General features: G+C 70.5%; 22 protein-coding genes and 1 riboswitch. Of the genes, 7 read left to right on the top strand and 15 right to left on the bottom strand.

Annotation, left to right across the window (positions count from 1 at the left end; translation table 11 throughout):
• Positions 1 to 16 precede the first annotated feature (16 nt).
• The 12 genes from DEJ48_RS04410 to DEJ48_RS04465 form a co-directional block, all read right to left on the bottom strand.
• The gene (locus tag DEJ48_RS04410; protein ID WP_150214633.1) at positions 17 to 289 is read right to left on the bottom strand and encodes a DUF3253 domain-containing protein; all 273 of its coding nucleotides are present in this window, start codon (positions 287 to 289) and stop codon (positions 17 to 19) included.
• Between the two features lie 37 nt (positions 290 to 326).
• Positions 327 to 881 carry a GNAT family N-acetyltransferase gene (locus DEJ48_RS04415; RefSeq protein WP_150214635.1) on the bottom strand — a complete coding sequence of 185 codons (555 nt, stop codon included), beginning with the start codon at positions 879 to 881 and terminating at the stop codon, positions 327 to 329.
• Between the two features lie 36 nt (positions 882 to 917).
• A complete protein-coding gene (locus tag DEJ48_RS04420) occupies positions 918 to 1,658 on the bottom strand; it encodes an SDR family NAD(P)-dependent oxidoreductase (protein WP_150214637.1) in 741 nt (246 codons plus the stop codon).
• Positions 1,659 to 1,757: 99 nt separating this feature from the next.
• Positions 1,758 to 2,063 carry a hypothetical protein gene (locus tag DEJ48_RS04425; protein WP_150214639.1) on the bottom strand — a complete coding sequence of 102 codons (306 nt, stop codon included), beginning with the start codon at positions 2,061 to 2,063 and terminating at the stop codon, positions 1,758 to 1,760.
• Between the two features lie 44 nt (positions 2,064 to 2,107).
• Positions 2,108 to 2,217: riboswitch (SAM riboswitch) on the bottom strand.
• 22 nt (positions 2,218 to 2,239) lie between these two features.
• The gene (locus DEJ48_RS04430) at positions 2,240 to 3,598 is read right to left on the bottom strand and encodes a radical SAM protein (protein WP_150214641.1); all 1,359 of its coding nucleotides are present in this window, start codon (positions 3,596 to 3,598) and stop codon (positions 2,240 to 2,242) included.
• Between the two features lie 107 nt (positions 3,599 to 3,705).
• On the bottom strand, positions 3,706 to 4,731 hold the full coding sequence (locus DEJ48_RS04435; protein ID WP_150214642.1) for a Gfo/Idh/MocA family protein: 1,026 nt from the start codon (positions 4,729 to 4,731) through the stop codon (positions 3,706 to 3,708).
• On the bottom strand, positions 4,728 to 5,762 hold the full coding sequence (locus tag DEJ48_RS04440) for a Gfo/Idh/MocA family protein (RefSeq protein WP_150214644.1): 1,035 nt from the start codon (positions 5,760 to 5,762) through the stop codon (positions 4,728 to 4,730). Before DEJ48_RS04440 ends, DEJ48_RS04435 begins: the two co-directional genes overlap by 4 nt.
• Before the next feature lie 51 nt (positions 5,763 to 5,813).
• Complete coding sequence (locus tag DEJ48_RS04445) at positions 5,814 to 6,647, bottom strand: carbohydrate ABC transporter permease (RefSeq protein WP_150214646.1); 834 nt, start codon at positions 6,645 to 6,647, stop codon at positions 5,814 to 5,816.
• Positions 6,640 to 7,587 (bottom strand): carbohydrate ABC transporter permease, encoded by a 948-nt coding sequence (locus DEJ48_RS04450; protein ID WP_150214648.1) that lies wholly within the window; start codon positions 7,585 to 7,587, stop codon positions 6,640 to 6,642. The genes DEJ48_RS04445 and DEJ48_RS04450 overlap by 8 nt, the downstream gene beginning before the upstream one ends.
• Positions 7,584 to 8,840, bottom strand: coding sequence for an ABC transporter substrate-binding protein (locus DEJ48_RS04455; protein ID WP_190537202.1), 1,257 nt, complete (start codon positions 8,838 to 8,840; stop codon positions 7,584 to 7,586). The genes DEJ48_RS04450 and DEJ48_RS04455 overlap by 4 nt, the downstream gene beginning before the upstream one ends.
• 66 nt (positions 8,841 to 8,906) lie before the next feature.
• Complete coding sequence (locus DEJ48_RS04460; RefSeq protein WP_150214650.1) at positions 8,907 to 10,049, bottom strand: ROK family transcriptional regulator; 1,143 nt, start codon at positions 10,047 to 10,049, stop codon at positions 8,907 to 8,909.
• A 132-nt stretch (positions 10,050 to 10,181) separates the two neighbouring features.
• Positions 10,182 to 11,282, bottom strand: a complete 1,101-nt coding sequence (locus tag DEJ48_RS04465; RefSeq protein ID WP_150214651.1) for an amidinotransferase — start codon at positions 11,280 to 11,282, stop codon at positions 10,182 to 10,184.
• A 272-nt stretch (positions 11,283 to 11,554) separates the two neighbouring features.
• Here DEJ48_RS04465 and DEJ48_RS04470 point away from each other — a divergent pair, with 272 nt between their 5' ends.
• Together DEJ48_RS04470 and DEJ48_RS04475 are read left to right on the top strand one after the other, a co-directional pair.
• The gene (locus DEJ48_RS04470; RefSeq protein WP_150214653.1) at positions 11,555 to 12,643 is read left to right on the top strand and encodes a mechanosensitive ion channel family protein; all 1,089 of its coding nucleotides are present in this window, start codon (positions 11,555 to 11,557) and stop codon (positions 12,641 to 12,643) included.
• Between the two features lie 138 nt (positions 12,644 to 12,781).
• On the top strand, positions 12,782 to 13,708 hold the full coding sequence (locus tag DEJ48_RS04475; protein ID WP_150214654.1) for a cation diffusion facilitator family transporter: 927 nt from the start codon (positions 12,782 to 12,784) through the stop codon (positions 13,706 to 13,708).
• Between the two features lie 20 nt (positions 13,709 to 13,728).
• On the opposite strand, the gene lipB is transcribed toward DEJ48_RS04475, so the two are convergent.
• On the bottom strand, positions 13,729 to 14,382 hold the full coding sequence (gene lipB / locus DEJ48_RS04480) for a lipoyl(octanoyl) transferase LipB (protein ID WP_223831895.1): 654 nt from the start codon (positions 14,380 to 14,382) through the stop codon (positions 13,729 to 13,731).
• Between the two features lie 175 nt (positions 14,383 to 14,557).
• On the opposite strand from lipB, the gene DEJ48_RS04485 reads away from it, so the two are divergent.
• Together DEJ48_RS04485 and DEJ48_RS04490 are read left to right on the top strand one after the other, a co-directional pair.
• The gene (locus DEJ48_RS04485; RefSeq protein WP_150214656.1) at positions 14,558 to 14,953 is read left to right on the top strand and encodes a hypothetical protein; all 396 of its coding nucleotides are present in this window, start codon (positions 14,558 to 14,560) and stop codon (positions 14,951 to 14,953) included.
• Between the two features lie 213 nt (positions 14,954 to 15,166).
• Complete coding sequence (locus DEJ48_RS04490; RefSeq protein ID WP_150214658.1) at positions 15,167 to 16,162, top strand: esterase/lipase family protein; 996 nt, start codon at positions 15,167 to 15,169, stop codon at positions 16,160 to 16,162.
• A 40-nt stretch (positions 16,163 to 16,202) separates the two neighbouring features.
• Here DEJ48_RS04490 and DEJ48_RS04495 read toward each other — a convergent pair whose 3' ends face one another.
• Positions 16,203 to 17,576, bottom strand: a complete 1,374-nt coding sequence (locus DEJ48_RS04495) for a phenylacetate--CoA ligase family protein (protein WP_150214659.1) — start codon at positions 17,574 to 17,576, stop codon at positions 16,203 to 16,205.
• Between the two features lie 916 nt (positions 17,577 to 18,492).
• On the opposite strand from DEJ48_RS04495, the gene DEJ48_RS04500 reads away from it, so the two are divergent.
• A complete protein-coding gene (locus DEJ48_RS04500; RefSeq protein WP_150214661.1) occupies positions 18,493 to 19,296 on the top strand; it encodes a thioesterase II family protein in 804 nt (267 codons plus the stop codon).
• Entirely contained in the window at positions 19,293 to 20,093 is an 801-nt protein-coding gene (locus DEJ48_RS04505; RefSeq protein ID WP_150214663.1) for an AfsR/SARP family transcriptional regulator, read from the top strand. Before DEJ48_RS04500 ends, DEJ48_RS04505 begins: the two co-directional genes overlap by 4 nt.
• Before the next feature lie 58 nt (positions 20,094 to 20,151).
• Here DEJ48_RS04505 and DEJ48_RS04510 read toward each other — a convergent pair whose 3' ends face one another.
• The gene (locus tag DEJ48_RS04510; protein ID WP_150214665.1) at positions 20,152 to 21,402 is read right to left on the bottom strand and encodes a cytochrome P450; all 1,251 of its coding nucleotides are present in this window, start codon (positions 21,400 to 21,402) and stop codon (positions 20,152 to 20,154) included.
• Between the two features lie 105 nt (positions 21,403 to 21,507).
• Between DEJ48_RS04510 and DEJ48_RS04515 the strand changes: the two genes are divergently transcribed.
• Complete coding sequence (locus tag DEJ48_RS04515; RefSeq protein WP_150214667.1) at positions 21,508 to 23,064, top strand: oxidoreductase; 1,557 nt, start codon at positions 21,508 to 21,510, stop codon at positions 23,062 to 23,064.
• Positions 23,065 to 23,238 lie beyond the last annotated feature (174 nt).

Below are 23,238 nucleotides of genomic sequence, written 5' to 3' on the forward strand. Positions count from 1 at the left end.
GCGGGTGAACGGAGTCCTAACGGGTCCGGCGGATGCGGATCGGGCCGCGGGCTTCCGCCGGGTCGACACGCTCGCCGCCCTGGGTGATCTCCACCTCGCCGGCCTCGACCAGGTTCCGGGCCGCGCGGCGGGCGGGCTCCATGAGCTCGCGCCAGCCGTCGTCATCCCCGTCGTGCGCCGCCCGCGCGGCGTCCGAGGGGCAGATCGTGGCGTCCGGGGCACGGCGGTCGAGCAGCTCCAGGATGGTCTCTTCCAGGCGCCGCTCGGTCTTCCGCTCGCTCTGCGTCACCGGACCAGTCTCGCACGGCGGTGAGCGCCGTCAGCGTCTACAACGGCCGGTCGTTGAGGATCTTCTGGAAGAGCCGGTGGTCGCGCCAGGCGCCGTTGATGTAGAGGAAGGACGGCGCGACGCCGTACTCCTCGAAGCCGCACTTCGTGAGCACGCGCTGCGACGCGGTGTTGTGCAGCAGGGTGCCCGCTTCGACGCGGTGCAGGCCGAGTTGGGCGTCCGCCGCCGCGCAGACGTGCCGCGCGGCGGCGGAGGCGAGGCCGCGGCCCACGTGTTCGGCGTCGATCCAGTAGCCGAGGTTCCCGCTGCGGGCCGGGCCGAGCACGATGTTCGAAACGGCCGCGTGGCCGACGATCTCGGCGCCGCACACGAGCACCCAGTGCGCGGAGCGGCCCGCCCGGCCGTCCGCCAGCTGCACCCGGACCCGCTCGGCCTGCCCTTCCGGGGTGTAGAAGGCGGCGGGACGGTCCGGGTCCCAGGGCTCCAGGTGATCGCGGTTGCGCCGGTAGGCGCGGGCGAGCGCCTCCGCGTCGTCGAGGGCGACGGGTCGGATGAGGATCCCTTGCGCGAGGTCGACCGCTCCACTGATCATGCGCTCATCGTACGAGCGGCCGACCGGGACAAGTCTTCAGCGCCCGCCCGCGACCCGCAGCACGGTGCCGGTGGCGTAGGACGCCTCGTCCGAGAGCAGCCAGGCGACGGCCGCCGCGATCTCGGAGGGCTGTCCGGAGCGCCCGAGCGGGATGCCCGCGGCGAGCTTCGCGGGGCGCTCGGGGTCGGCGTGGAACTCGGTCCAGATGACGCCGGGGGCGACCGCGTTGACGCGGATGCCGTCCCCCGCGACCTCCTTGGACAGGCCGACCGTCATCGTGTCGACGGCGCCCTTGGCGGCGGCGTAGTGCACGTACTCGCCGGGGGCGCCGAGCGTGGCGGCGGCGGACGAGATGTTGACGATGGCGCCGCCGCCGTTGGCCTTCATGTCCCGCACCGCACGCCGGGCGCAGAGCAGATAGCCGAGCACGTTCACTTCGAGCGCCCGGCGCATGCCGTCGGTGTCGGCGTCGGCGAGGAGCCCGACGGGGCCGCTCACCCCGGCGTTGTTGACGAGGCCGGTGACCGGGCCGAGCCCGGCGGCGGCGTCGAAGAGTCGGTCGACGGACGCCTCGTCGGCGGTGTCGACCTCGACGGTGAGGCAGCGGCGGCCGGCGGCGCGGACCGCGTCGGCGGCCTCCTCCGCGGCGGTCGCGTTGGAGCGGTAGCCGATGACGACGTCGTGGCCGTCCTCGGCGAGGCGGGCGCTGACAGCGGCGCCGATACCGCGGCTGCCGCCGGTCACGACGGTGACGGGGCTGGCGGGGTGGTGCTGCACGGGGACCTCCGGCTCTGGGTGGCTGACTGTCGCGCCGCCCGGGCGCGGGGATCGCCCGCGCCCGGATCACGCCGTCATCCTACGAACCGGTGATCTTGGTCAGCCGCGAGGGGCCTCGTGACCGGACTCGTGACCGGTCCCGGCGGCCACGCCGACCAGCGTGGCGCCCGCGGTGTCGCACCGCAGCTTCAGCACGTTCCGGTGAGGCTGCCACTGGGCGAGCCCCTTGTGCTCGCGCAGCAGGCGGCGCAGGTGCTGCGGGTCGCGTGTCCACAGGGCGGCGGGGACACCCCTGGTCGGGCCGAGCACGTGCAGGGCGATGCGGCCGTCGTCCGCGACGTCGTACGAGGACAGGAGCACGTCGACCGAGGTGTCACGGGTGTCGTGCGCGGGAGAATGCGTCATGGGGCGCCTCCGAGGTCGTGGACCCCGGGCTTCGCCGACCCGGTGATCCGCCGTTCCCCGTGCACGTCGCACGGGGCGGGTCGTCACCCGGGGCACCCGCGACGGAGCGGGGTGCCGTCCAGCGAGCCGGGGCTTGACACTGGAACTCGTGACCCGCCCCGACCGTAACACCTCGGCTAGCGGGACGTCGCGGGAGTAATCGCGTCCTCCGGAGCCGCCTTCTCCGCGGGCAGGCTGTCCATGAAGGAGCTGACCGAGAAGACCGCGTTGCCGGGGCCCGCGGGGCCGTAGCCGGGCGGCGAGCTGAGGCCGTTCGCCTCCATTGTCGCGCGGTAGGCCTCCAGGAGCCGCACGTGGTACTCCAGCGGCGCGCCCTGCGGGTTGGCCTTGCCGAGCGGCGTCGTGGGCTCCGGGCACCAGGTGGTGAAGCGGGGCGTGATGCCGCGCGACATGAAGTACTGCAGGCCCTCGACGGTCGAGTCGATGGCCTCGTCGACGGTCTTGAAGCCGAACGGCTCGGCCATCTCGACGCCCGCGACGAAGTTCGGGATCACGTTGCGCGGCCCGAACACCTCGGCGGAGTCCAGGATGCGGCGGTGCCACTCGTCACGGCCGACGTACCGCTCCTTGCCGGGGCAGTACCGCTCGAACAGGTACGGGTCCCACACCTCGTAGTTCGGGTGGTAGATCCGCACTCCGTAGTCGTGGAAGCGCTGCACGTCCTCCTTGGGCAGCGCCTGGGCGACGACCTTGCCGATCCAGCGGCCCGGGAAGCGCTCCTCGATGGCCTTCGCGTACTGCCCGTAGAAGTCGGCCTCGTCCTTGCCCTGGAGCCGCGTGGTGATGGCGCCGCCGGTGAGCGTGTACGCGGTGGAGGACTTGTTCGTGTCGTACTTGTCGATGATGGCCAGGGCTTCGAGGACCTCGTCCATCGGCTTCACGCCCGTGTAGGGGCGGCCCGCCGCCTTCTGCTGGCGCCAGTTGTGGTTGATGTCGCAGTACTGGCACTCCTCCTTGGCACCGAAGTACTGGCAGACCCGGAAGACCGTCAGGTAGATGAGATAGCCCCACTGGATGGTGGGCGCCACCTCCATCACCGACTTGCCGTTCTCCAGCGTGTGCCGGTAGTAGTCCGGCATCGGGGGCAGGCCGACGTCGGAGATCCGCACCCCGTCCAGGTACAGGCCGAGCACGCCGTGGTCGTCGGCGGCGACCCGGTAGGGCGAGGACGGGTTGACGCGCACCGAGACGACGGTGCGGCGCAGCTCGTACGGGCCGCCGGTGAGGACGATCTCCTCCGGCGGCCTGCGCAGGGCGGCGGCGCCGAGCTCGGGCAGGGTGCCGTGGTCGAAGGAGAAGATGAAGTACGACTTCGGCTTGACCTCGCCGTTCTCGTTGTCGCTGAGCGCCGACTCGTCGAAGGCGATGCCGCCGCGCAGCAGATCCTCCTTGATCACGGCTTCCCGCGGCACGTGCGGGAACCGCTCCATGAGTGACTCGATGAGCTGGGTACGGCTCTCGCTGCGGCTTGGCATGGGCCGGGCACCTCGGATCCTGTTCGGTCGATCTGTCCAGTCCACGCTAATACCCGCGCGATCCGTTCCGGATCCGACTCCGGTCTCAGTGCGTCTCCGCCGCAGGTCTATGCTGCGGGCCACTCCAGTGGCACCGGGACTCCGCTGCGGGCCGACGCGTAGCCGGCCTCGACGACACGCAGGGTGCGCAGGCCGCCCTCGCCGTCCGCGACGTTCATCGCGCCCTCCTCGGCCCCGTACAGGAACGCCCGCAGCATCAGCTCGTCCAGGTCGGCGCCGAAGGGCACCTCGGTGCCGCTGCCCCTGCGCTCGCTGAAGCCGTGCAGCTTCTGGTCGAAGGCGTCCATTTCCAGGGTGGCCCGCTCGCCGACGACCGTGAGTTCCAGGCCGCCCCAGGAATGGTGGGAGCGGGGGTGCGACCAACTGCAGTCGATGGTGGCGACGGCGCCGTTGGAGTACGTCACGCTGACCAGGCCGCTGGTCTCGGCCGCGACCTCGTCGGCGTACAGGAGGTTGTTGGTCTGCGCGTACACCTCGACGGGAGTGGCCCGGCCGAAGAGGTCGTCGAGCAGGTCGGCGAGGTGCACGGTGTGATCCATGAGGGCGCCGCCGCCGGAGAGTGACGGGTCGGCGAACCAGCGGCGGGCGCGGGTCGGCATGGCGCCGTTGTTCGCGCCGGACACGGCGAGGACCCGGCCCGCCTCGCCCGCCGCGACGGCGGCCTTCACCGCCGCGTAGGCCGGGCTGAACCGCACCGGGTAGGCGACCGCGAGGCGCACGCCCGCGGCCCGGCAGGCGGCGACCATCGCCTCGCCGTCCTCGACCGTGGCCGCCAGGGGCTTCTCGCACAGGACGGGCACGCCGTGCGCGGCGGCGCGTTCGACCAGGGGGCGGTGCCGTGCGTTCTCGGAGCAGACGATCACCGCGTCGGGGCCCCAGGCGAAGGCTTCGTCGTACGTGTCCGCGTACGCGACGCGCGCCGCGTCGGCGACCGCGCGGCCCCGCACCTCGCCGGGCGCCGCGAGGTCCGTTTCGGGGTCGCTGCCGAGGACGTCGATGCCGGGCATGCGGGAGAGCAGGCGCAGGTAGGACGCCGCGTGGACGTGGGCGAACGACAGGACGGCGACCTTCATCGCGCGGCCTCCTCGGTTTCGGTGGTGTGGGGCAGCTCGACGACGCGGCCGGTGCGGCTGGACTCGACGGCGGCCTCGGCGATCCGGACGGCCTCGATGCCGTCGCGGGTGCTCACCCTCGGCTCCGGCCCGCCGTCCCGCCAGGACGCGGCGAACTCGCGGAGTTCGGTGAGGAAGGGGCTCTCGGTCATGGGGCTGGTCGGTATGCCTTCGTTGGCGGCGCGTACTCCTTGGGCGGTGATGCGGAAGCCGGGCACGGCGGTCGAGTCGTGGTGCAGGAGGCCGTCGGCTCCCGCGACGCGGAACGTCGTGCGGAACCGCTGGTCGGGCAGGCCCCACAGGCCGTTGATGTGGCTGACGGCGCCCGAGGCGTGGGTGAGGACGGCCGACGCGGTGACGACTTCGGGCGGGGCGCCGGTGGCGTGCTCGACGCCGCGCGTCCGCGCGTGCACGCGGACCACGTCGCCCGCGAGCCACCGGGCGATGTCGATGTCGTGGACCATCAGGTCCATGACGACGCCGCCGGACTGGGCCGGGTCGCCGAACCAGGGCGCCCACTGGGGCCGCGCGCCGCCGCGCGAGAAGCGCAGCACGGCGAGTTCGCCGAGGTCGCCGCGGGTCACTGCCCGGTGCAGGGCGGCGTACGCGGGAAAGTAGCGCACGACGTGGGCGGGGTGCAGGCGTACGCCCGCCGCGTCGGCGGCGGCCGCGATCTCCTCGGCGTCGCGGGCGGTGAGGGCGAGGGGCTTCTCGCAGACGACGTGGCGGCCCGCGGCGACGGCGGCGAGGGCGAGCTCCTTGTGGGTGGGGGTGGGGGTGCAGACGTCGACGGCGCTCGTTTCGGCGAGGAGCGCGTCGAGGTGGTCGCAGGACCGGACGTCGTGCCCGCGCTCGGCGTACTCGGCCGCGAGTTTCTCCGCGGATCCGTCGACGGTGTACACGCTCACGCGGGCGCCCAGCGCCAGCCAGCCGGGCAGGTGGGCGCGGGCGATGCCGCCGGCGCCGAGCAGGCCGATGTGAAGCGATCGCATAGGGGGATGCTGCCTTTCCGTCGGGGTCGGCTCTTGCGTCAGTCCGGGGAGTCAGCTCTTGGAGCCGGAGAGGGCGACGCTCTGGACGAAGTGCCGTTGCAGGAAGAGGTAGACGACGAGCATCGGCAGGCTGGCGATCAGCGAACCGGCCATCATCACCGGGTAGTTCGTCTCGTACTGCCCCTCCAGCGAGGTCAGTCCCGCACTGATCGGCATCTTCTCCGGGTCGGTGTTGACGATCAGCGGCCACAGCAGGTCGTTCCAGGACCACATGGCGGTGATGACGGCGAGCGCGGCCAGCGCGGGCCGGATCAGCGGCAGCATGATCGACCAGAAGATCCGGAAAGAGCCCGCGCCGTCGATGCGCGCCGCCTCCTCCAGTTCCCTGGGGAGGGTGAGGAAGAACTGGCGGAGCATGAACGTGCCGAAGGCGCTGAACATGCCGGGCAGAAAGAGCGCGGGCGCGGAGTTGAGCAGTCCGAGGGACTGGATGATGTCGTACTGCGGCAGGACGAGCAGGGAGCTCGGCACCATCAGGACGGACAGGAAGAGCGCGAACAGGACGTTGCGGCCGCGGAATTGCATGCGCGCGAACGCGTAGGCGGCGAGTGAGCAGAAGACGAGCTGTCCGACGGTGCGTCCGATGGTGTTGATCAGGCTGTTGGTGAGCATTTCGCGGAACGGCAGCGCTGTGAAGACTTCTTCGAAACTGTCCCAGTTCCAGTCCTTCGGCAGGAACGTGGGCGGCACCTGGGAGGTTTCCGCGAGGGTCTTCAGCGCGGTGAGCAGCTGCCACAGGAACGGGAAGGTCATGACGAGCGCGCCGAGCGAGAGCACGGCGTGAGTGGCGACGGATCCCGAGTCGATGCGCTTCCGGTCAGGCATAGTGCACCCACCTCTTCTGGATCCGGAACTGGAGATACGTCAGGGCCGCGATGACCAGCATCAGGAGGAAGGCGAGCGCGGCCGCGGCGCCCTGGGCGTTCTCGATGAACGCCCATTTGTAGAAGAGGCCGACGACGGACTGCGTATCGCCGATCGCGGGGTTCTTCTCGGCCATCATGATGTAGATCAGGTCGAAGGTCTGCAGGGAATTGATCATGCAGATGACGGAGGCGAAGAAGATGGTCGGGCTGAGCAGCGGGAGCGTGATGGTGAAGAACCGGCGCAGCGGTCCCGCCCCGTCGAGTTCCGCGGCTTCGTAGTAGTCCTGCGGTATTCCTTTGACGCCCGCCATGAAGATGACGAGGTAGTAGCCGGTGGTGGACCAGACCATCACCGTGCCGATCGCGTAGACGGCGGTGGACGGGTCGGAGACCCAGTAGTGCTCGTCGACGCCGAACCAGCTCAGGATTTCGTTGACGAGCCCGAAGTCGCCGTTGTAGAGCCAGTTCCAGACGAGGCCGACGGCGACGGGCAGCGTCACGAACGGGATGAAGTACAGGGCGCGGTAGACGGATACGCCGCGCAGTCCGCGCCGGTTCAGGAGCGATGCGACGACGATGGCGACGGGCAGCGCCATGAGCCCGATGACGCAGTAGATGAGTGTGTTTCCGAGGGCCTGCCAGACGGTGACGTCCTTGATGACGCGCAGGTAGTTGTCGGTGCCTATGAAGGTGTGGCCGCCGAACGCGCCGAATTCGGTGAAGCTGAAGTAGAGGGTCTGCAGGAGCGGCCAGAAGTAGAAGACGGCGAAGCCGAGGCCGAGCGGCGCGATGAACCAGTAGGCGGACCGCTGGTTGCGGGGTCCGGGGCGCGTGCCGGACGCCGATGTCCGGCTGCGTCCGGCCGCCTTCGCGGCGGCCGTCGCGGGAAAGACACTCATGAGTCGCGTTCCTCCTTCAGGGCCCGGTCCATCTGCTCGCCCAGCGTGCGGGCGGCGGTCTCGATGCCGCCCTTTCCGCTGAACGCGGCGCCGAGCAGCGGGTATTGGAGGTTCTCCCAGACGGCGGTGTTCTTGGAGCTCGGGTAGGGAACCGCGTATTCCTGCATCTCCAGGAAGTGCTTCAGGTCGAATTCGGGCATCGACTCGAGCCAGGCGTCCTGCGTCCCTTCGTACGAGGAGATGGTGACGCCCGCCTTCGCCTGGATCTCGGCGGCTTCGCGGCCCGCCATGAAGTGCACGAACTTCCAGGCGGCCGCCTTCTTGTCGCTCTTGGCGGAGATGACGTTCGCGAGGCCGTGGATGATGGTGGCCCTGCGCTTTCCCTTGGGCAGGACGGCGATGCCGCCGTGGTCCTTGAGCGCGGGCACGGCGTACATCTGTCCGGCCATCGCGGAGAGGTCGTAGTTCATGGCGACCTTCTCCGACCAGTACCGCACGCGTCCGACGGACTCGACCATGGCGCTCTGCGGGGGCGACCAGCCCCGGTCGATCAGGTCGGTCAGGAAGCGCATGCCCTCGATGGACCGTTCGTCGCCGAAGCCCGAGCGGCCGTTCTCCAGGACGTAGCCGTCGGCGGCGCAGATGGCCGGGTAGATCTTGATCTGCCGGTCCATCTCGGCGGCGAAGCCGTGCACGCGCTTGCGCGGGTCGGTGAGTTCGGCGGCGGCGTCCCGCACGTCGTCCCAGGTCCAGCTCGCGTCCGGGTACCTGATGCCCGCCTTGTCGAAGAGCTGCTTGTTGTACCAGAGGCCGATGGTGTCGAAGTCCTTCGGCAGCCCGTACTGCGTGCCCCGGTAGGAGTAGAGCTTCACCAGGGCCTTCGGGTGACGGTCCACGGGGGTGGCGTCGGCCTTGATGTGCCCGGAGAGCGGTTCGAGGACGCCGTTGGCCGCGTACAGCTGGAAGTTGACGGCGTTCATCCAGAACACATCGGGTGCGGTGCCGCCGCGCATGGACGTTTTCAGCGTCGTCCAGTAGCTCGCCCAGGGCGTCAGCTGGATCCGCACCGAGATGCGCGGGTTCCGTTTCTCGAAAGCGGCGATGATCTGCTCCATGCCCGGCATCTGCGCCGGGTCCCACATCCCGTACGAGAGCGTGGTCCTGCCACCGCTGTCCGTGCCGCCGCCCCCTCCGGAGCAGGCGGCGAGCAAGGGGGCCGCCACCGCCCCGCCGAGCAGAGTCCTTCTGCGCATGTGCGCCTTCGCCTCCCGATGAGTCGCCGGACGCCCCACGGCCCCGCCCGCGAGGGCGGCCCGCCGCTACGACGCCTTGTCCGCGAGCAGGTCCTCCTCCACCCGGTCGAGCGCCTTGCGCACGGCGCCGATGGCCACGCCGCGCTCGCCGAGCGTGCTCAGGGCGATGCGCGGGACGTGCAGGGTCATGGGGCGCAGCCGCTCCTCGAGCAGCGGCACCAGGTGGCGGCCGACGGGGGTCGCCCCGCCGGTCAGCACGATCAGTTCCGGGTCGACGGCGAGCGCGAGCGCCGCGATGCCGGGTGCGAGCCGGTCGGCGAAGTCCGCGACGGCGGCCAGGGCCCGCGGGTCCGCCGCGTCGGCCGCGCGGGCCAGCGCGGCGACCTCGGACTCGCCGGTGCGCCGCCCGTCGGGGCCGCCCGGCCACTTCAGGGCTTCCTGGGCGGTGCTCATGCCGAGCAGGGGCAGCATCCCGAGTTCGCCGGCGCCGCCCCGCCTGCCCCGGTGCAGCCGCCCGCCGATGGTGAGGCTGCACGAGACGCGGTGTCCGGTCAGGACGCAGACGACGTCGCCCGCGAGGGTGGCGGCGCCCTGCCAGCGCTCGGCGAGGACCGCGAGGTTCACGTCGTTCTCGACGAGGGTGTGACCGGGTTCGCCGTCCTCGATCAGCCGTCCGAGGTCGACGCCGGACCACTCGGGCACGACCACGGAGGTCACGACGCCGCCCTTGTCGACGACGCCCGGCACGCCCACGCAGCGGGCGAGGACGGCGGCGCGGCGCGGGACGTGGGCGTCCAGGAAGGTCTCCGTGGTGTGGCGCAGCAGGTCGAGGCGGGCGCTGCCGCCGAGTCCGGGGTCGATGGCGCCGCGGTGGGCGGCGAGGACGGTGCCGCCCAGGTCGGCGAGGAGCAGCACCATTTTGTGGAGCCCTATGTCGGCGCCCAGGACGTATCCGGCTTCGGTGCGGAAGCGGAAGCGGCGTGCGGGCCGGCCCGGCGCGCGCTCCCCCGCCTCCTCGGCGGCCTCGCCGACGAGTCCGCGTTCGGCCAGCTCCTCGACGGCGGCTTCCACGGTGGGCCGGGACAGGCCGGTGCTCGCGGCGAGTTCGGCGAGGGTGCGCGGGCTGCGGTGGTGCAGGGCGCGCAGCACGACGGTGGTGTTCAGCCGCCGCAGGGCGATCAGATCGTGCCCCCGTGCCCCGTTTCGCATCAGTCCTCACCCCGGATCCGTGCGGCGGCAGCCCGGCTGACGGGCCACGACGTCCGACGCCGCACGGAATTAGGGAGGAGACTTGCATAACCTTGACGGCCGGGGAACCCCTCCGGCAAGGGTCGGTCTGAGTCAGTCGACGTACGTTTCGAGCGTGCCCCTGCGTCGTACGTCGAGGGTCGCGCAGTGGAACGAGCCGCCGAACGGCGCGTAGTGGAGCAGGTCGCACGGGATCGGCTCAAAACCCCACGCTTCGAGCGCGCGCAGCATGCCCGTGTGGTGCCGCTCCGCGATCACGCGTTTCTCGTCGATCATCAGCACGTTCATGCTGAGCCACTTGCCGCACATGGAGGTCGTCTTCAGCAGGCGTTCGTCGATCGGCTCGGGCTCGGGGGCGATCAGGACGTCCCACGACCTCAGCACGTCAGGCAGGCGGTCGACGTCGACGTACTCGGGATTGACGAGCACCTTGCCGGGCGCGAGCAGCACGAACGTGGTGTCGATGTGCATGGGTGTACGGCAGCGGCTCTCGATCTCGTGGATGCGGTACTCCGGGCCGAGATGGCGGCGCAGCCATTCGATGCCCATCAGGTTGGTGACGTTGCTGCGCGTCACGAACAGGTCGCGGCCCGCGCGCATGAAGTCGGCGGCGTCGAAGACCGGTTCGAACTCGGTGAGGATGTACCGCATGGGCTCGCCGTCCTCGGGAGGACGGAAGTCCTCCGCGAACAGCGCGTCGGTCAGTTGCGGCTTCGGCGCGGACGTCCAGCGCGCACCGCGCCGGAAGTAGTCCTTGAGGAGTTCGCGGTAGGAGTACGTCTCGAAGTACCGGCACGGCCAGGCCATCGGCGTCTCGATGATCTCGTCGCCCACGACGAGCATGCCGTCGCGGGGACAGGCGTTGCAGAAGCCGCGTGACGTCCAGTCAGGGGTGGCGAAGTCGTGCTTGTGCTCGACGGCGGCCGGGCGCGTGACGGTGACGCCGAGGGACTCCAGGAGTGCGACGAACCGGTCGAGTTCGTCCTGGGCCGGCTCGATCAGACGCTTCGGGTACGTGTGGCCCGCGGCGAGACCTTGCAGGCGGGCCGCCCAGGGCGGGATGTTGCAGGTCACGACGGGATGACTGGACGGGATCGTCGCGCCGTCGAGGCGGCCGACGACGACTTCCTCCAGCGGATCCCACTCGTTGTGCGAACTGACGGGCGATACGAGCGTTTTGCGCACCTGAGCCATGCCCCATGGCCTACCACGCGGTGCGCGCCCCACTCGACAGACGTGGCCGGACTGTGAAGATCCAGGTGGGGGTACGCGCGCCTGGTGTGCCCGGATGGGGCAGGATGACGTCCGCGCCGGGCGGAGCTCCTGGAAGCAGTTGTCGTGGCTCCCGTCCCCCGGCGTGACCGCACTCCCCGAATCGAGCAGGTACCCCACGTGACGACACATCACATACGCCGCACTCAGGCGCGTATGCAGGCGCTCTCCCCCCGGACGACGGGAGCGAACCGATGAACCGTGCGCTCACACTGCACGACTGGATCGCGGCCGGCATCGCGGTGGCCGCGGGCGTCGCGGCCGCGTTCCTGCTCCGCGCGCTGCTGCGCTGGCTGGGCGAACGGGCGAGCCGGACCCGGTGGAGCGGCGATGACGTCATCGTCGACGCCCTGCGCACCCTCGTCCCCTGCGCGGCCGTCGCCACCGGACTCGCCGCGGCGGCGGGCGCGCTGCCCCTCACACCGCGCACCGGACGCAACGTGACCACGGCGCTCACCGCGCTGCTCATCGTGGCGGGCACGCTGACGGCGGCCCGGATCGTCACCGGTCTGGTCAGGAGCCTGGCGCAGTCGCGTTCCGGCGTGGCCGGGTCGGCCACCATCTTCGTGAACATCACACGGGTCGTCGTCCTCGCGATGGGCTTCCTCGTCGTCCTGCAGACCCTCGGCATCTCCATAGCCCCGCTGCTCACCGCTCTCGGCGTCGGCGGCCTCGCGGTCGCCCTCGCCCTCCAGGACACGCTCGCCAACCTCTTCGCGGGCGTGCACATCCTCGCGGCGAAGACCGTGCAGCCCGGCGACTACATCCAACTCAGCAGCGGCGAGGAGGGCTACGTCGTCGACATCAACTGGCGCAACACGACGGTGCGGCAGCTCTCCAACAACCTCGTCATCATCCCCAACGCCAAGCTGGCGAGCACCAACATGACGAACTACAGCCGCCCCGAGCAGGAGCTGTCGATCACGGTGCAGGTCGGGGTGAGCTACGACAGCGACCTGGAACAGGTCGAGAAGGTCACGACGGAGGTCGTGGACGAGGTGATGACCGAGATCACGGGGGCGGTGCCCGACCACGAGGCGGCCATCCGCTTCCACACCTTCGGCGACTCGCGGATCAGCTTCACGGTGATCCTCGGCGTCGGGGAGTTCAGCGACCAGTACCGGATCAAGCACGAGTTCATCAAGCGCCTGCACCAGCGCTACCGCGCCGAGGGCATCCGGGTGCCCGCTCCGGCGCGCACGGTCACGGTGCAGCAGGGTGAGCTGCCGCCGCCGCTGGGGATTCCGCACCAGCGGGACGCGTCGATCCCGACCCTGCACTAGGGCCTGTGCGGGCTAGGAGGGACCGACACAGGCCCTAGGCGCCCGTACGGAGCACCGGGCGCCCGTACGGACCCGCTGTCGGCCGAGTGGCCGACCGTTCGGTGGCGGGCGCCCGGGGCCCGTGGTCCACTCGCGGGCATGGGGCACGACCACGGTCCGTCCGCGGCGACGGCGGGCGGCACGCTCAGCGGCACGTACCGCAGCCGTCTGCTGTGGACCATCGGCATCAGCGCGTCGATCACCGTCATCCAGGTGGTCGGCGCCCTGCTGTCCGGCAGTCTCGCGCTGCTCGCGGACGCGGCGCACAGCCTGACCGACGCGGTCGGCGTGTCGCTCGCGCTCGGCGCGGTCACCCTCGCCCAGCGCGCTCCGACGCCCCGGCGCACGTTCGGCTTCTACCGCGTCGAGATCTTCTCCGCGGTCCTGAACGCGCTCCTGCTCGTCGCCATCTTCGTCTGGGTGCTGTGGTCGGCGATCGGCCGGTTCAGCGAGCCGGTGGAGGTCAAGGGCGGCCTGATGTTCGTGGTCGCCGTGGGCGGACTCATCGCGAACCTGGTCGGCCTGTGGCTGCTGCGGGACGCCAAGGACAAGAGCCTCAACCTGCGCGGCGCGTATCTGGAGGTTCTCGGGGACGCGCTCGGCTCGGTCGCGGTGATCGTGGGCGGCCTGATCATCCTCCTCACCGGCTGGCAGGCCGCCGACCCCGTCGCCTCGATCGTCATCGGCCTGCTGATCGTGCCGCGCGCGTACGGGCTGCTGCGGGACTCCGTGCACGTGCTGCTGGAGGCGACCCCGCAGGACGTCGACCTCGACGAGGTGCGACGGCATCTCCTCGCGGAGCGCGGCGTGGTCGCCGTGCACGATCTGCACGGCTGGACCGTCACCTCCGGGATGCCGGTGCTCACCGCGCACGTGGTGGTCACGGACACGGCGCTTGCGGACGGGTACGGGGAGCTGCTGGGCCGTTTGCAGCGCTGCGTCGGGGGCCACTTCGACGTGGCGCACTCGACGCTGCAACTGGAGCCGGAGGGGCATGACGAGGAGGGCGGGGCGCTGCACACGTAAGACTGGCCCCGGGTCGCCGCTCAACCCTCCCGGACCGCCCCGAAGGCAGCGGCCACCGCGTCCCGCACCTCGGCCTCGCCGGGGGCCGCGACACCCCGCTCGGCGGCGATCTCCGAGAGGGAGGTCATCTCCACGTCGGGCAGTCCGCAGGCGGTGAAGCGGGTGAACTCGTCGAGGTCGGACGCGACGTTCAGGGCGAACCCGTGGCTCGTGACGCCGCCGCGGATGCGCATGCCGATCGACGCCAGCTTGTGGTGCCGCGGCGTCCACACGCCGACGAGGCTCTGCGCGCCGGACGGGGTGTCGCGCCGCACCGCGTCGAAGCCGAGCGAGCCCACCGCGTCGACGAGCCCGTTCTCCACCCACCGCACGATGTCGCCGGGACCGCGCTCACGCAGGTTGAGGATGAGATATCCGACGAGCTGACCGGGCCCGTGGTACGTCGCCTGCCCGCCCCGGTCGACCTCGACGAGGGGGATCGGCGAGTCGGCGCGGGGCAGTTCGCCGGGCGGCGTGCGGGTTCCGTACGTGATCACGGGCGGGTGCGTGAGGAGGACGAGACGGTCACCGACGGCCCCGGCACGACGCTGCTCGACCCAGCCCCGCATCGCCTCCATGGCATCCAGGTACGGAACCTCACCCAGGTCGACACGTTCCAGCTCCTGAGCACCCACAGGCCCCTCCTCACGATCACGCGCCCACACGCCCGCACACCGACTGCCGGCATCAACCCGCCCGCCGGTCCGCACATTCCCCGCTTCCAGCGCGTCGATCCGCGCGTGTCCGAGGACCGTTTCCTATCTTGATCCGCGACAGACGAACCAGCAGAACCTGGACACGGAAGCCACATTGAAGTCGACGCTGACGCACCTCAAGCACCTCTCGGCCCTCTCCGGAGCCGCCGCCACCCTCGTGGTCCTGACGACCGTCCCGGCCGCCGCGACCCCCACATCCACGCCGTACGTCCCGCGCCCCGCGCTCACCGCGCAGGCCTCGGCGAGCAGCGTGCGGATCTCCGAGGAGTTCCGCATCTCCGGCGAGAGCCACGACATGCCGGCCGGCACACCCGTCACCCTGCAACAGAGGCAGGGCGCGCGGTGGGTGCCGCTCCCCGCCTCGGTGAACACCACACCCCAGGGGACGTACAAGATGCGGGTCGTGCTGGGCCTCGAAGGCCGCAACGCACTGCGTGTGGCGGGCGGCGAGGCGGTCTCACCCGTGGTGCACGTGACCGTGCGGCCCTGAGACTGCGGGATCTGCGCATGACCGAGGCTCGCGCGGTGCCGAGGTGCCGGGGTGCCGGGGTGCCGCCGGATGAGCATCGTTCGCTTCAACTACCTTGATTGGTGGGGGTGTTGGGTCTCCAGAGACTGTTGACGTTCGCGTGACGGCGTTTCAGGATGGGGGGCTCCCTCCTCAAGGAGCCGGGGAGCCCCCCCCACCGCCCGCGGAGGCCACATGCGTTTGTCCTCATGGCTCGGCGGCCTCGCGGCCACCGCGCTCGCCCTCACCGTTCTTCCCGTCTCCACCGCCCACGCGGACGCCGCCGCCCCCTCGCCGCCCCTGGAGATCCCGGCCGCCCAGCTCGCCGAGGCCCTGCACTGCGGGACGGATCTGGCCGACATGCGCGACGCCAGTGACAAGCCGACCGTCCTCTTCGTGCCCGGCACCGGCCTCAAGGGCGAGGAGAACTACGCCTGGAACTACATGGCCGAGCTCAAGAAGAAGGGATACGAGTCCTGTTGGGTGGACTCCCCCGGGCGCGGGCTCAGGGACATGCAGGAGTCCGTCGAGTACGTGGTGCACGCGACGCGCGCCATCAACGAGGCCACCGGCCGCAAGGTCGACCTCGTCGGGCACAGCCAGGGCGGGCTCCTGACGGCCTGGGCCCTGCGGTTCTGGCCGGACCTGCCGGAGCGGGTGGACGACATGGTGACGTTGGGCTCACCGTTCCAGGGCACCCGGCTCGCCAGTCCCTGCCGACCGATCGCCGAGGTCGCGGGATGCCCGGCGTCGGTGCTGCAGTTCGCCCGTGACTCGAACTGGACGAAGGCGCTCGGCGCCGACGGCACGCCCATGCCGGCGGGCCCCTCGTACACCACGGTCTTCACGTACGCCGACGAGTCCGTCATCGCCGACGGGCAGCCCCCGTCGCTGCCGGGCGCGCACCGCATCGGCGTCCAGGACATCTGCCCGGGGCGGCCGTGGCCGGAGCACATCACCATGGTCGTGGACCAGGTCAGCTACGACCTCGTCGCCGACGCGATCGAGCACTCCGGCCCCGCCGACGCCGGCCGCGTCGACCGCGCACACTGCACCAAGCTGATCATGCCGCTCAACAGCGAGGAAGCGGTCAACGCGCTGCCGGGCCTGCTCAACTACCCGATCGAGCTGCTGATCCACAGTCAGCCGTGGGTGAAGGAAGAGCCCGCGCTGCGCGAGTACGCGCGATAGGGGCCTACGGGCCCCTCAGGAGGGGCCCCCTTGGGCCTCATCACGCAGGCAGCGGGATGATCGTCCGGTACTTCCCGCCCGACGCCTGCTGCGGCGGCTCCTCCGCCCGCTCCACGGTGACGTTGTCCAGTTTGTTGTCGGCGAGCAGGTGCGTCAGGCCGTCATGGGCCTTGCGCCACACGTGGTCCGCGTCCGCGCCGGGCGCCTTGACCATGCGGACCCGCAGCGTCGCGGGAGCAGTCTGCTCGATCTGGAAGAGCTCCACGCCCGGCATGCGGTCGAACAGACTGCTGAAGGCCAAGGGGGTCAGCCGGACGTCGTCGCCGCGGCCGGACGGGAAGGTGAGGATGTCGCCCGCCCGGCCCTGGACGCGGATCGCGGGGGACGACGCGCCGCACGGGCAGGGGTCGGGGCGGAGCATGACGCTGTCGCCGAGGTCGTACCTGAGGAACGGCTGGACGCGGTTGGCGAGGTTGGAGATCAGGACCGTGTGCGAGAACTCGCCCGGCGGAGTGGGCCGGTGGTCCTCGTCGACGGGTTCGACCACGGCCCAGTCGTCGTTGACGTGGTACCAGCCCTCGACACAGCCGTGGCTGAGGTAGGTGCACTCCGTCGCGCTGTACATCGTGCGCACCTTGGCGCCGAAGGCCCGCGCGATGCGGTCGGTGTCGCTGTCGGTCATCGTCTCGCCCGCGGGTTCGACCAGTACCGGGTCGATGTGCAGGCGGCCCGCCTCCTGTTCGGCGGTGAGCAGCATGATCGTGCTCGCGTAGCCGATGACGAAGGCAGGCCGGTACTCGTTGAGTTGGGCCACCAGGTGCGACAGCGGTTCGTGCACGGAGAACGCCCGCAGCAGCTTGCTGCGCCCGCCGCCTTCCTGGGCCATGCGGGAGTAGCCGGCGAAGCCAACGTAGTGCCCCTCGGTGGCGACGAGTTGGGCGAAGCGGCCGCCGTGGGCCACGGCGCGTGCGATGCCGAGCGGGCCGAGCCAGGAGGCGAGCACCCGGGAGGAGACGGCGGAGGACACGTTCATGTACCGGTCGTCGAGCACGAACAGGCCGCGCCTGCCGCTGGTTCCCGAGGTGGTGGCGACCAGGTACCGGCCGAGGAAGCGGCGGCCGATCAGGCCGGGGTCGTCCGTGAACGCGCGGACCTTCTCGAAGGTGATGTCCCGGTCCGTGGCCCAGTCGTCGAAGCGGTCCATCAGCTTCTTCTTGTCGGTGACCGGCAGCAGCGTCGGATCGTCGACCCGCTCGGGCAGACCGCTGTAGAGCTCGCGGTAGTACGGCGACGCGGAGCGGGCGCAGGCCACGAGGTCCGCCAGCCGGTCGCCCCGGCGCCGCGCGACCTCGGCCGGGCCCTGCTTGCGGGCCTTGCGGATGTCCCGCGTCAGCCACGCCATGCTCTCGCTCATCGTCCTGTACTCCTTCGGTGGCAGCTCCGGCCCGCGGCCGGCTTGCCGGGGGGCAGCGGGCACCCATGCCACGACCTTCGCGGATGGGCCGCGGAAGAGCACACCTTGAACAAGGCATAGTCACCCCAAAAGGTGACAACCCCGCCCCGCGAGGCCCGGTGTGGCCCGTTGGCGGCCCCGGACCCCGCGGCGGCCCGCAAGCGCGCCCGTACTGATCGTGTGGCCAACTGCCGCCGGTTCACACGGGGCTGGTTCCGGCCACTCGACGCCCACTCCCGGGCCCCTCGGCCACCCCCGTCCCGATGTCCCCATGTGGGGTGCAGGTACTTCGGAGGCCAAATCAAGACCGATCCCGACGGGTCGAGGCGGCAAGAAAACAACAAGCCAGAATCGGGGCACCGATCATTGGACACGAGTGTCCGGCAGGGGAAACCGGGCGTTTCCAAATCATTGCGATAAGGGGAAGGAATAGCGCAGGCCAGCGAGGGGCGAAGAGACCAAACCAATGGATCGTAATGATCCCGCAAAGATTGACACCACGACGGTTGAGTCCGCCTTGAGGGGGCCTTGACCGCATCCGGAGCGCGGGCGCGATCCGCGCGTTCCGTCAGCGCACCCTTCTGACCTGCCCCTGCGTCCGACCCACTCCACCGATGTCCGCATATGCCGACGTCCGAGGCCGGTCGGGGCCGGACTTCGGCCGGCACATCGTTAAGCATTCATATTGAAATTTACCTTAAACTTGCCCCAGGCATTTGATCACGCAAGAATCGCAGCGTAAAGCATGGGGAATGTCTCATTCCGCCCTGGTGCCTCTATATCGACGTTGCCCTTTAAACTTTGAGCTGCGCATGATCAGGAGCGGCTGCGCTATGCGGCGACACCGTTGTCAGCGCTCCTGGCGAAGGGATTGATCTTGTCTGTCTCCCCCCCACCCCATCCGTCGGACCCTTGGATACGTCGTTTCCGGCCCCGGCCTGAAGCCGACGTACGCCTGATCTGCTTCCCCCATGCGGGCGGCTCGGCCTCCTACTTCCACCCCCTCGCGCAATCCCCCACCCTGCTGCCCGACACCGAGGTCCTCGCGGTGCAGTACCCCGGACGGCAGGACCGGCGCAGAGAGCGACTCCTGGACGGCGTCCCCGAGATGGCCGACCGGATCGCGGAGGCGCTCCTCCCGTTCGACGACCGCCCGATGGCGTTCTTCGGGCACAGCATGGGCGCGGTGCTCGCCTTCGAGGTCGCGCAGCGGCTGCGGGAGGGTGCGACCGGCGAGCCCCGCGCCCTGTTCGTCTCGGGCCGCCGGGCTCCGTCCGTCCACCGTCGCGGCACTGTGCACCTCCTGAACGACGCCGACCTGGTCGGTGAGTTGCGCAGGGCCGGAGGCACGGACCCGCGGTTCCTGGACGACGAGGAGCTGCTCGCCGAGATCATCCCGGTCGTCCGCAGCGACTACCGCGCGGTCGAGCTGTACCAGTGGGCGCCGACGTCCCCGCTGAGCTGCCCCGTCACCGCCCTCGTGGGCGACCGGGACCCGCAGGCCCCGGTCGACGAGGTCGAGGCCTGGCGGCAGCACACCGACGGCCCGTTCGACCTCAAGGTCTTCTCCGGAGGGCACTTCTACCTCAACACGCACCAGCGAGGCGTCGCGGACGTCATCTCCGAGGCGCTCGCGGACAGTGCGCAACGGCCCGCGACGGCAAGGGGGAACGCTCGATGAGGTACGAGATGCTCGGCCCGCTCCGGATCAAGGACGGCAACGACTACGCCACCATCAACGCGCAGAAGGTGGAGATCGTCCTCACGGTCCTGCTCATCCGCGCCGACCAACTGGTCTCCCTGGAGCAGCTGATGCGGGAGATCTGGGGCGAGGATCTGCCCCGGCGCGCCACTGCCGGGCTGCACGTGTACATCTCCCAGCTCCGCAAGTTCCTGAAGGTGCCGGGCGTGGCCGGCAATCCGGTCGAGACGCGTGCGCCGGGCTACGTGCTGCACAAGAACCCCGAGGACCGGATTGACGCCCAGGACTTCCCCGAACTCGTCGACACGGGGCGGGTGTTGCTCCGGGAGAAGCGCTACGACGAAGCGGCGTCCTGCTTCGGGCAGGCGCTCGCCCTGTGGCGCGGGCCGATCCTCGGGCAGGGCGGGAACGGCCCGGCAGCCAACGGCCCCATCGTCGACGGGTTCTCGACCTGGCTGACCGAGATCCGGCTGGAGTGCCAGGAGATGCTGGTCGAGTGCCAGCTGCAGCTCGGGCGGCACCGGGAGGCCGTGGGCATGCTGTACGCCCTGACGGCCGAGAACCCGATGTGCGAGGCGTTCTCCCGCCAGCTCATGCTCGCGCTCTACCGCTCCGAGCGGCAGGCGGACGCGCTGAAGGTGTACCAGTCGGTGCGCAAGACGCTCAACGACGAGCTGGGGCTGGAGCCCGGGCGCCCGCTGCAGGATCTGCAGCGGGCCATCCTCTCGGGTGACATGCACCTGATGAGTTCACCGATGGCGCTGTCCGGCCACTGATCGCGGCGGGGCCGGCGAGTCGTACGTATGCGGAGGAGACGTACGCACCCGGTAGGCCTCAGAACGTGCAGTGCAGGTGCTTGATGCCCTCGATGAAGCTGGAGTCCAGCCTGCGGGGCTGCCCCACGGCACGAATGTGGGGCAGCGCCGCGAGCAACTCCCGGTACAGCACGGTGATCTCCATCCGGGCCAGATGGGCGCCGAGGCAGACGTGCGGGCCCACCGCTCCGAAAGTGATGTGGTTGTTCGTGCCGCGCGTGATGTCGAAGCGGTACGGGTCCGGGAACGTGCCCTCGTCCCGGTTGCCCGACCAGTAGAACAGGAAGATGCGGTCGCCCCTGCGGAACCGGTGGCCGTTCATGTCGCAGTCGCGGGTGGCGACGCGGCGCATCCAGTTGATGGGCGTGGAGACCCTGAGGATCTCCTCGACCGCGTCGTTCGCGTACGCGTCGAAGTCCGAGAGCAGCAGCTGCTTCTGCTCGGGGTGCTCGGTCAGCAGCACCAGGGCGTGCGAGATGGCGTTGCGGGTGGTCTCCATCCCGGCGATGACGAGCAGGATGAAGAACGACACGAGCTCCTGACGCGTCAACTGCTCGCCGTCCGCCTGCACTTGGACGAGCTTGGTGATCAGGTCGTTGCCGGGCGCGGCGAGCCGCTCCTCGCGGAGCTCCGCGATGTAGTCGCCCAGTTCGCGGGAGGCCTCGATCACCGCGCGCTCGGAGTCGGCGCGGTCCGGCACGTAGTCCGGGTCGAGCGGACCCACGATCGTGTTGGACCGGTCGAAGAGGAAGTCGTGGTCCGACTCCGGGATCCCCATCATCTCGCTCAGCACGGCGATGGGCATCTCCGCGGCGACGGGCCGGATGAAGTCGCCGGGACCGCGCTCGACGAGGTCGGCGATGATGCGCCGCGCGGTGCGCGTCGCCACGGCCTCGAACTCGGGGATCATGTTGCGCCCGAACGAGCGCGACACGATGCGGCGCAGCCGCGAGTGCTCCGGGTTGTCCATGTTGATCATCGAGCCGTAGTACTCGTCCAGCTCGGGCGGCAGACCGATGATCGTGGTCGCGCCGTCGGAGGAGAAGTCCTGCGGCCGACGGCTCACCTCCGCGATGTCCGCGTACTTCACCAGCGCGTGGTACCCGAAGGCGAAGGGCACGCCGGGCATGCTCTGCTGGATGAACGCCGGATGCGGCATCCGGCGCATCTCCTCGAACAGTGCCACGCGTTCCCCGTACGGCCGCGCCCAGAACGACGGGTCGACCAGGTCGGGGAAGGTGGCGGCCGGCTTGTTATCCGTGATGGGCACGATGCCTCGCTTCGCGTTGTCCGGACCGACACCGGGACACCCTGGCAGGGGGTCCTTAAGCGTTCCTAAGAACCCCCGGCCGAGCGGGCTCTCTACGCTGCACGGGTGCTCTCCTACGACGAGTTGACCGCACCCGAGCGTGCGCTGTGGAACGCCTTCCCCGAGGGACGCCGCGTGGACGTGCGCACGGGCGTACCCGAGAACGACCGTGTCGCCGGGGGCGGGCGGTGGGGTCCCGAACGGACGGTCCGGGCTTCCGTGATCGCGGCGCTCCTCCTGGGCGCGAACACACCACAACCAGGGACCGTCGCGCGGCTCGGGCTCGCCGGTGCGCGGATATCCGGGCGCCTCGACCTGGCCGGCGCGCAGGTCGCCCACGCGCTCTGGCTGGAGGACTGCTGGTTCGAGGAGGGCGTGGACCTCTTGGGGGCGTCGACCCAGTCCATCGCGATGGTGGGCTGTCGCGTGCCGGGCGTGGAAGCGGGGGTGATCCGCGTCGAGGGACGCCTCGACCTGCGGCGCTCGCATCTGGAGGGCGGCTCGGCCTCGCCCTTCCACCGCAGGGTCACCGCCCTGTCGCTCATCAATGCCCAGGTGAGCGGCGTCGTCAACCTCAACGGCGCCGAGCTCACCGCACCCGGGAGGTGGGCGCTGTCCGCGGGCGGACTGGTGGCGGAAGGCGGCGTCTACTGTCAGCACGGATTCGTCGCGCACGGGGAGATCCGCCTCATGGGGGCGCAGCTGCCGGGGGGCCTGCACATGCGGGGCGCCCGGCTGACGGGCCCGGGACCGAGCGGGGTGGCGCTCGCCCTGGACAACGCCGCGGCCTCGACCCTCGACTTCTCCGACGGGTTCACCGCGAACGGGACCGTACGGCTGAGGGGCACCCGGATCTCGGACAACCTCACCTTCGAAGGAGCCTTCCTGAACGGGCCGCCGGACGGCGCCGGCCCGTCCCTGGTCGCCATGCTGATGCAGGCGGTCGACTTCGACTTCACTCTCGCGCGGCCCCCGTCCGGCATCGTGGACCTGCGGGGTGCCCAGGTGTCGTACCTCCACGACAGCGACCGCAGCTGGCCGGAGGTGGTGGAGCTGGACGGGTTCGTCTACGGCTCCATCAAGGTGGACGAGGACGGCGAGCGGCGGGAGGCGGTGGGGCGTCGGGACTCCGTGGCCCGCCGGGTGGCGTGGGTGCGGCGCGGCCCGGACTACAACCCCCAGCCGTACGAGCAGTTGGCGGACTGGTACCGGAAGGCCGGCCACGACGACGACGCCCGCCGCGTCCTCCTGGCCAAGCAGCGCCACCGGCGTCGGACCCTGCCCCGGGCCGCGCGCGTCTGGGGTCACCTGCTCGACGCGACCGTCGGCTACGGCTACCGCCCGTGGCTGGCTGGGGTCTGGCTCCTGTCACTGACCTTGCTGGGCACGCTGACCTTCGGCGCGCACTCCCCCACCCCGGCCAAACGGGGCGAAGGCGCGCCCTTCCAGCCCCTCGTCTACACGCTCGACCTCCTGATCCCCATCGGTGGCCTGGGCCAGCGCACAGCCTGGTACTGGCCGAACGGCGGCCTCCAGGGGCTGGCCTACCTGCTGATCGCCTTCGGCTGGGTGCTGACGACCGCGGTCATCGCGGGGGTCACCCGCGCCCTGCAGAAGAACTGACCTGCATAGGACAGTGGTCCTGCGGAAGAACCGGCCCTGCGGCAAAGCCGAGTATTAGGAGGGCTTTAGCGCCGTCGACGAGTCTGCGGTCGGCGGGGGCCCCGCCTGCCCGATGCTCACGCCGGTCGCCCGGCTGACCGGTCATCGGGTCAGGGGCTCTGCCGTTCTCGCGGA

It is taken from the genome of Streptomyces venezuelae (assembly GCF_008642315.1).
GTDB lineage: Bacteria > Actinomycetota > Actinomycetes > Streptomycetales > Streptomycetaceae > Streptomyces > Streptomyces venezuelae_D.

Coding starts and splice junctions, on each gene's coding strand:
- DEJ48_RS04415 (WP_150214635.1), bottom strand. CDS start 881: ATGATCAGTGGAGCGGTCGACCTCGCGCAAGGGATCCTCATCCGACCC.
- DEJ48_RS04425 (WP_150214639.1), bottom strand. CDS start 2,063: ATGACGCATTCTCCCGCGCACGACACCCGTGACACCTCGGTCGACGTG.
- DEJ48_RS04430 (WP_150214641.1), bottom strand. CDS start 3,598: ATGCCAAGCCGCAGCGAGAGCCGTACCCAGCTCATCGAGTCACTCATG.
- DEJ48_RS04435 (WP_150214642.1), bottom strand. CDS start 4,731: ATGAAGGTCGCCGTCCTGTCGTTCGCCCACGTCCACGCGGCGTCCTAC.
- DEJ48_RS04440 (WP_150214644.1), bottom strand. CDS start 5,762: ATGCGATCGCTTCACATCGGCCTGCTCGGCGCCGGCGGCATCGCCCGC.
- DEJ48_RS04445 (WP_150214646.1), bottom strand. CDS start 6,647: ATGCCTGACCGGAAGCGCATCGACTCGGGATCCGTCGCCACTCACGCC.
- DEJ48_RS04450 (WP_150214648.1), bottom strand. CDS start 7,587: ATGAGTGTCTTTCCCGCGACGGCCGCCGCGAAGGCGGCCGGACGCAGC.
- DEJ48_RS04455 (WP_190537202.1), bottom strand. CDS start 8,840: ATGCGCAGAAGGACTCTGCTCGGCGGGGCGGTGGCGGCCCCCTTGCTC.
- DEJ48_RS04460 (WP_150214650.1), bottom strand. CDS start 10,049: ATGCGAAACGGGGCACGGGGGCACGATCTGATCGCCCTGCGGCGGCTG.
- DEJ48_RS04465 (WP_150214651.1), bottom strand. CDS start 11,282: ATGGCTCAGGTGCGCAAAACGCTCGTATCGCCCGTCAGTTCGCACAAC.
- DEJ48_RS04470 (WP_150214653.1), top strand. CDS start 11,555: ATGAACCGTGCGCTCACACTGCACGACTGGATCGCGGCCGGCATCGCG.
- DEJ48_RS04475 (WP_150214654.1), top strand. CDS start 12,782: ATGGGGCACGACCACGGTCCGTCCGCGGCGACGGCGGGCGGCACGCTC.
- DEJ48_RS04490 (WP_150214658.1), top strand. CDS start 15,167: ATGCGTTTGTCCTCATGGCTCGGCGGCCTCGCGGCCACCGCGCTCGCC.
- DEJ48_RS04495 (WP_150214659.1), bottom strand. CDS start 17,576: ATGAGCGAGAGCATGGCGTGGCTGACGCGGGACATCCGCAAGGCCCGC.
- DEJ48_RS04505 (WP_150214663.1), top strand. CDS start 19,293: ATGAGGTACGAGATGCTCGGCCCGCTCCGGATCAAGGACGGCAACGAC.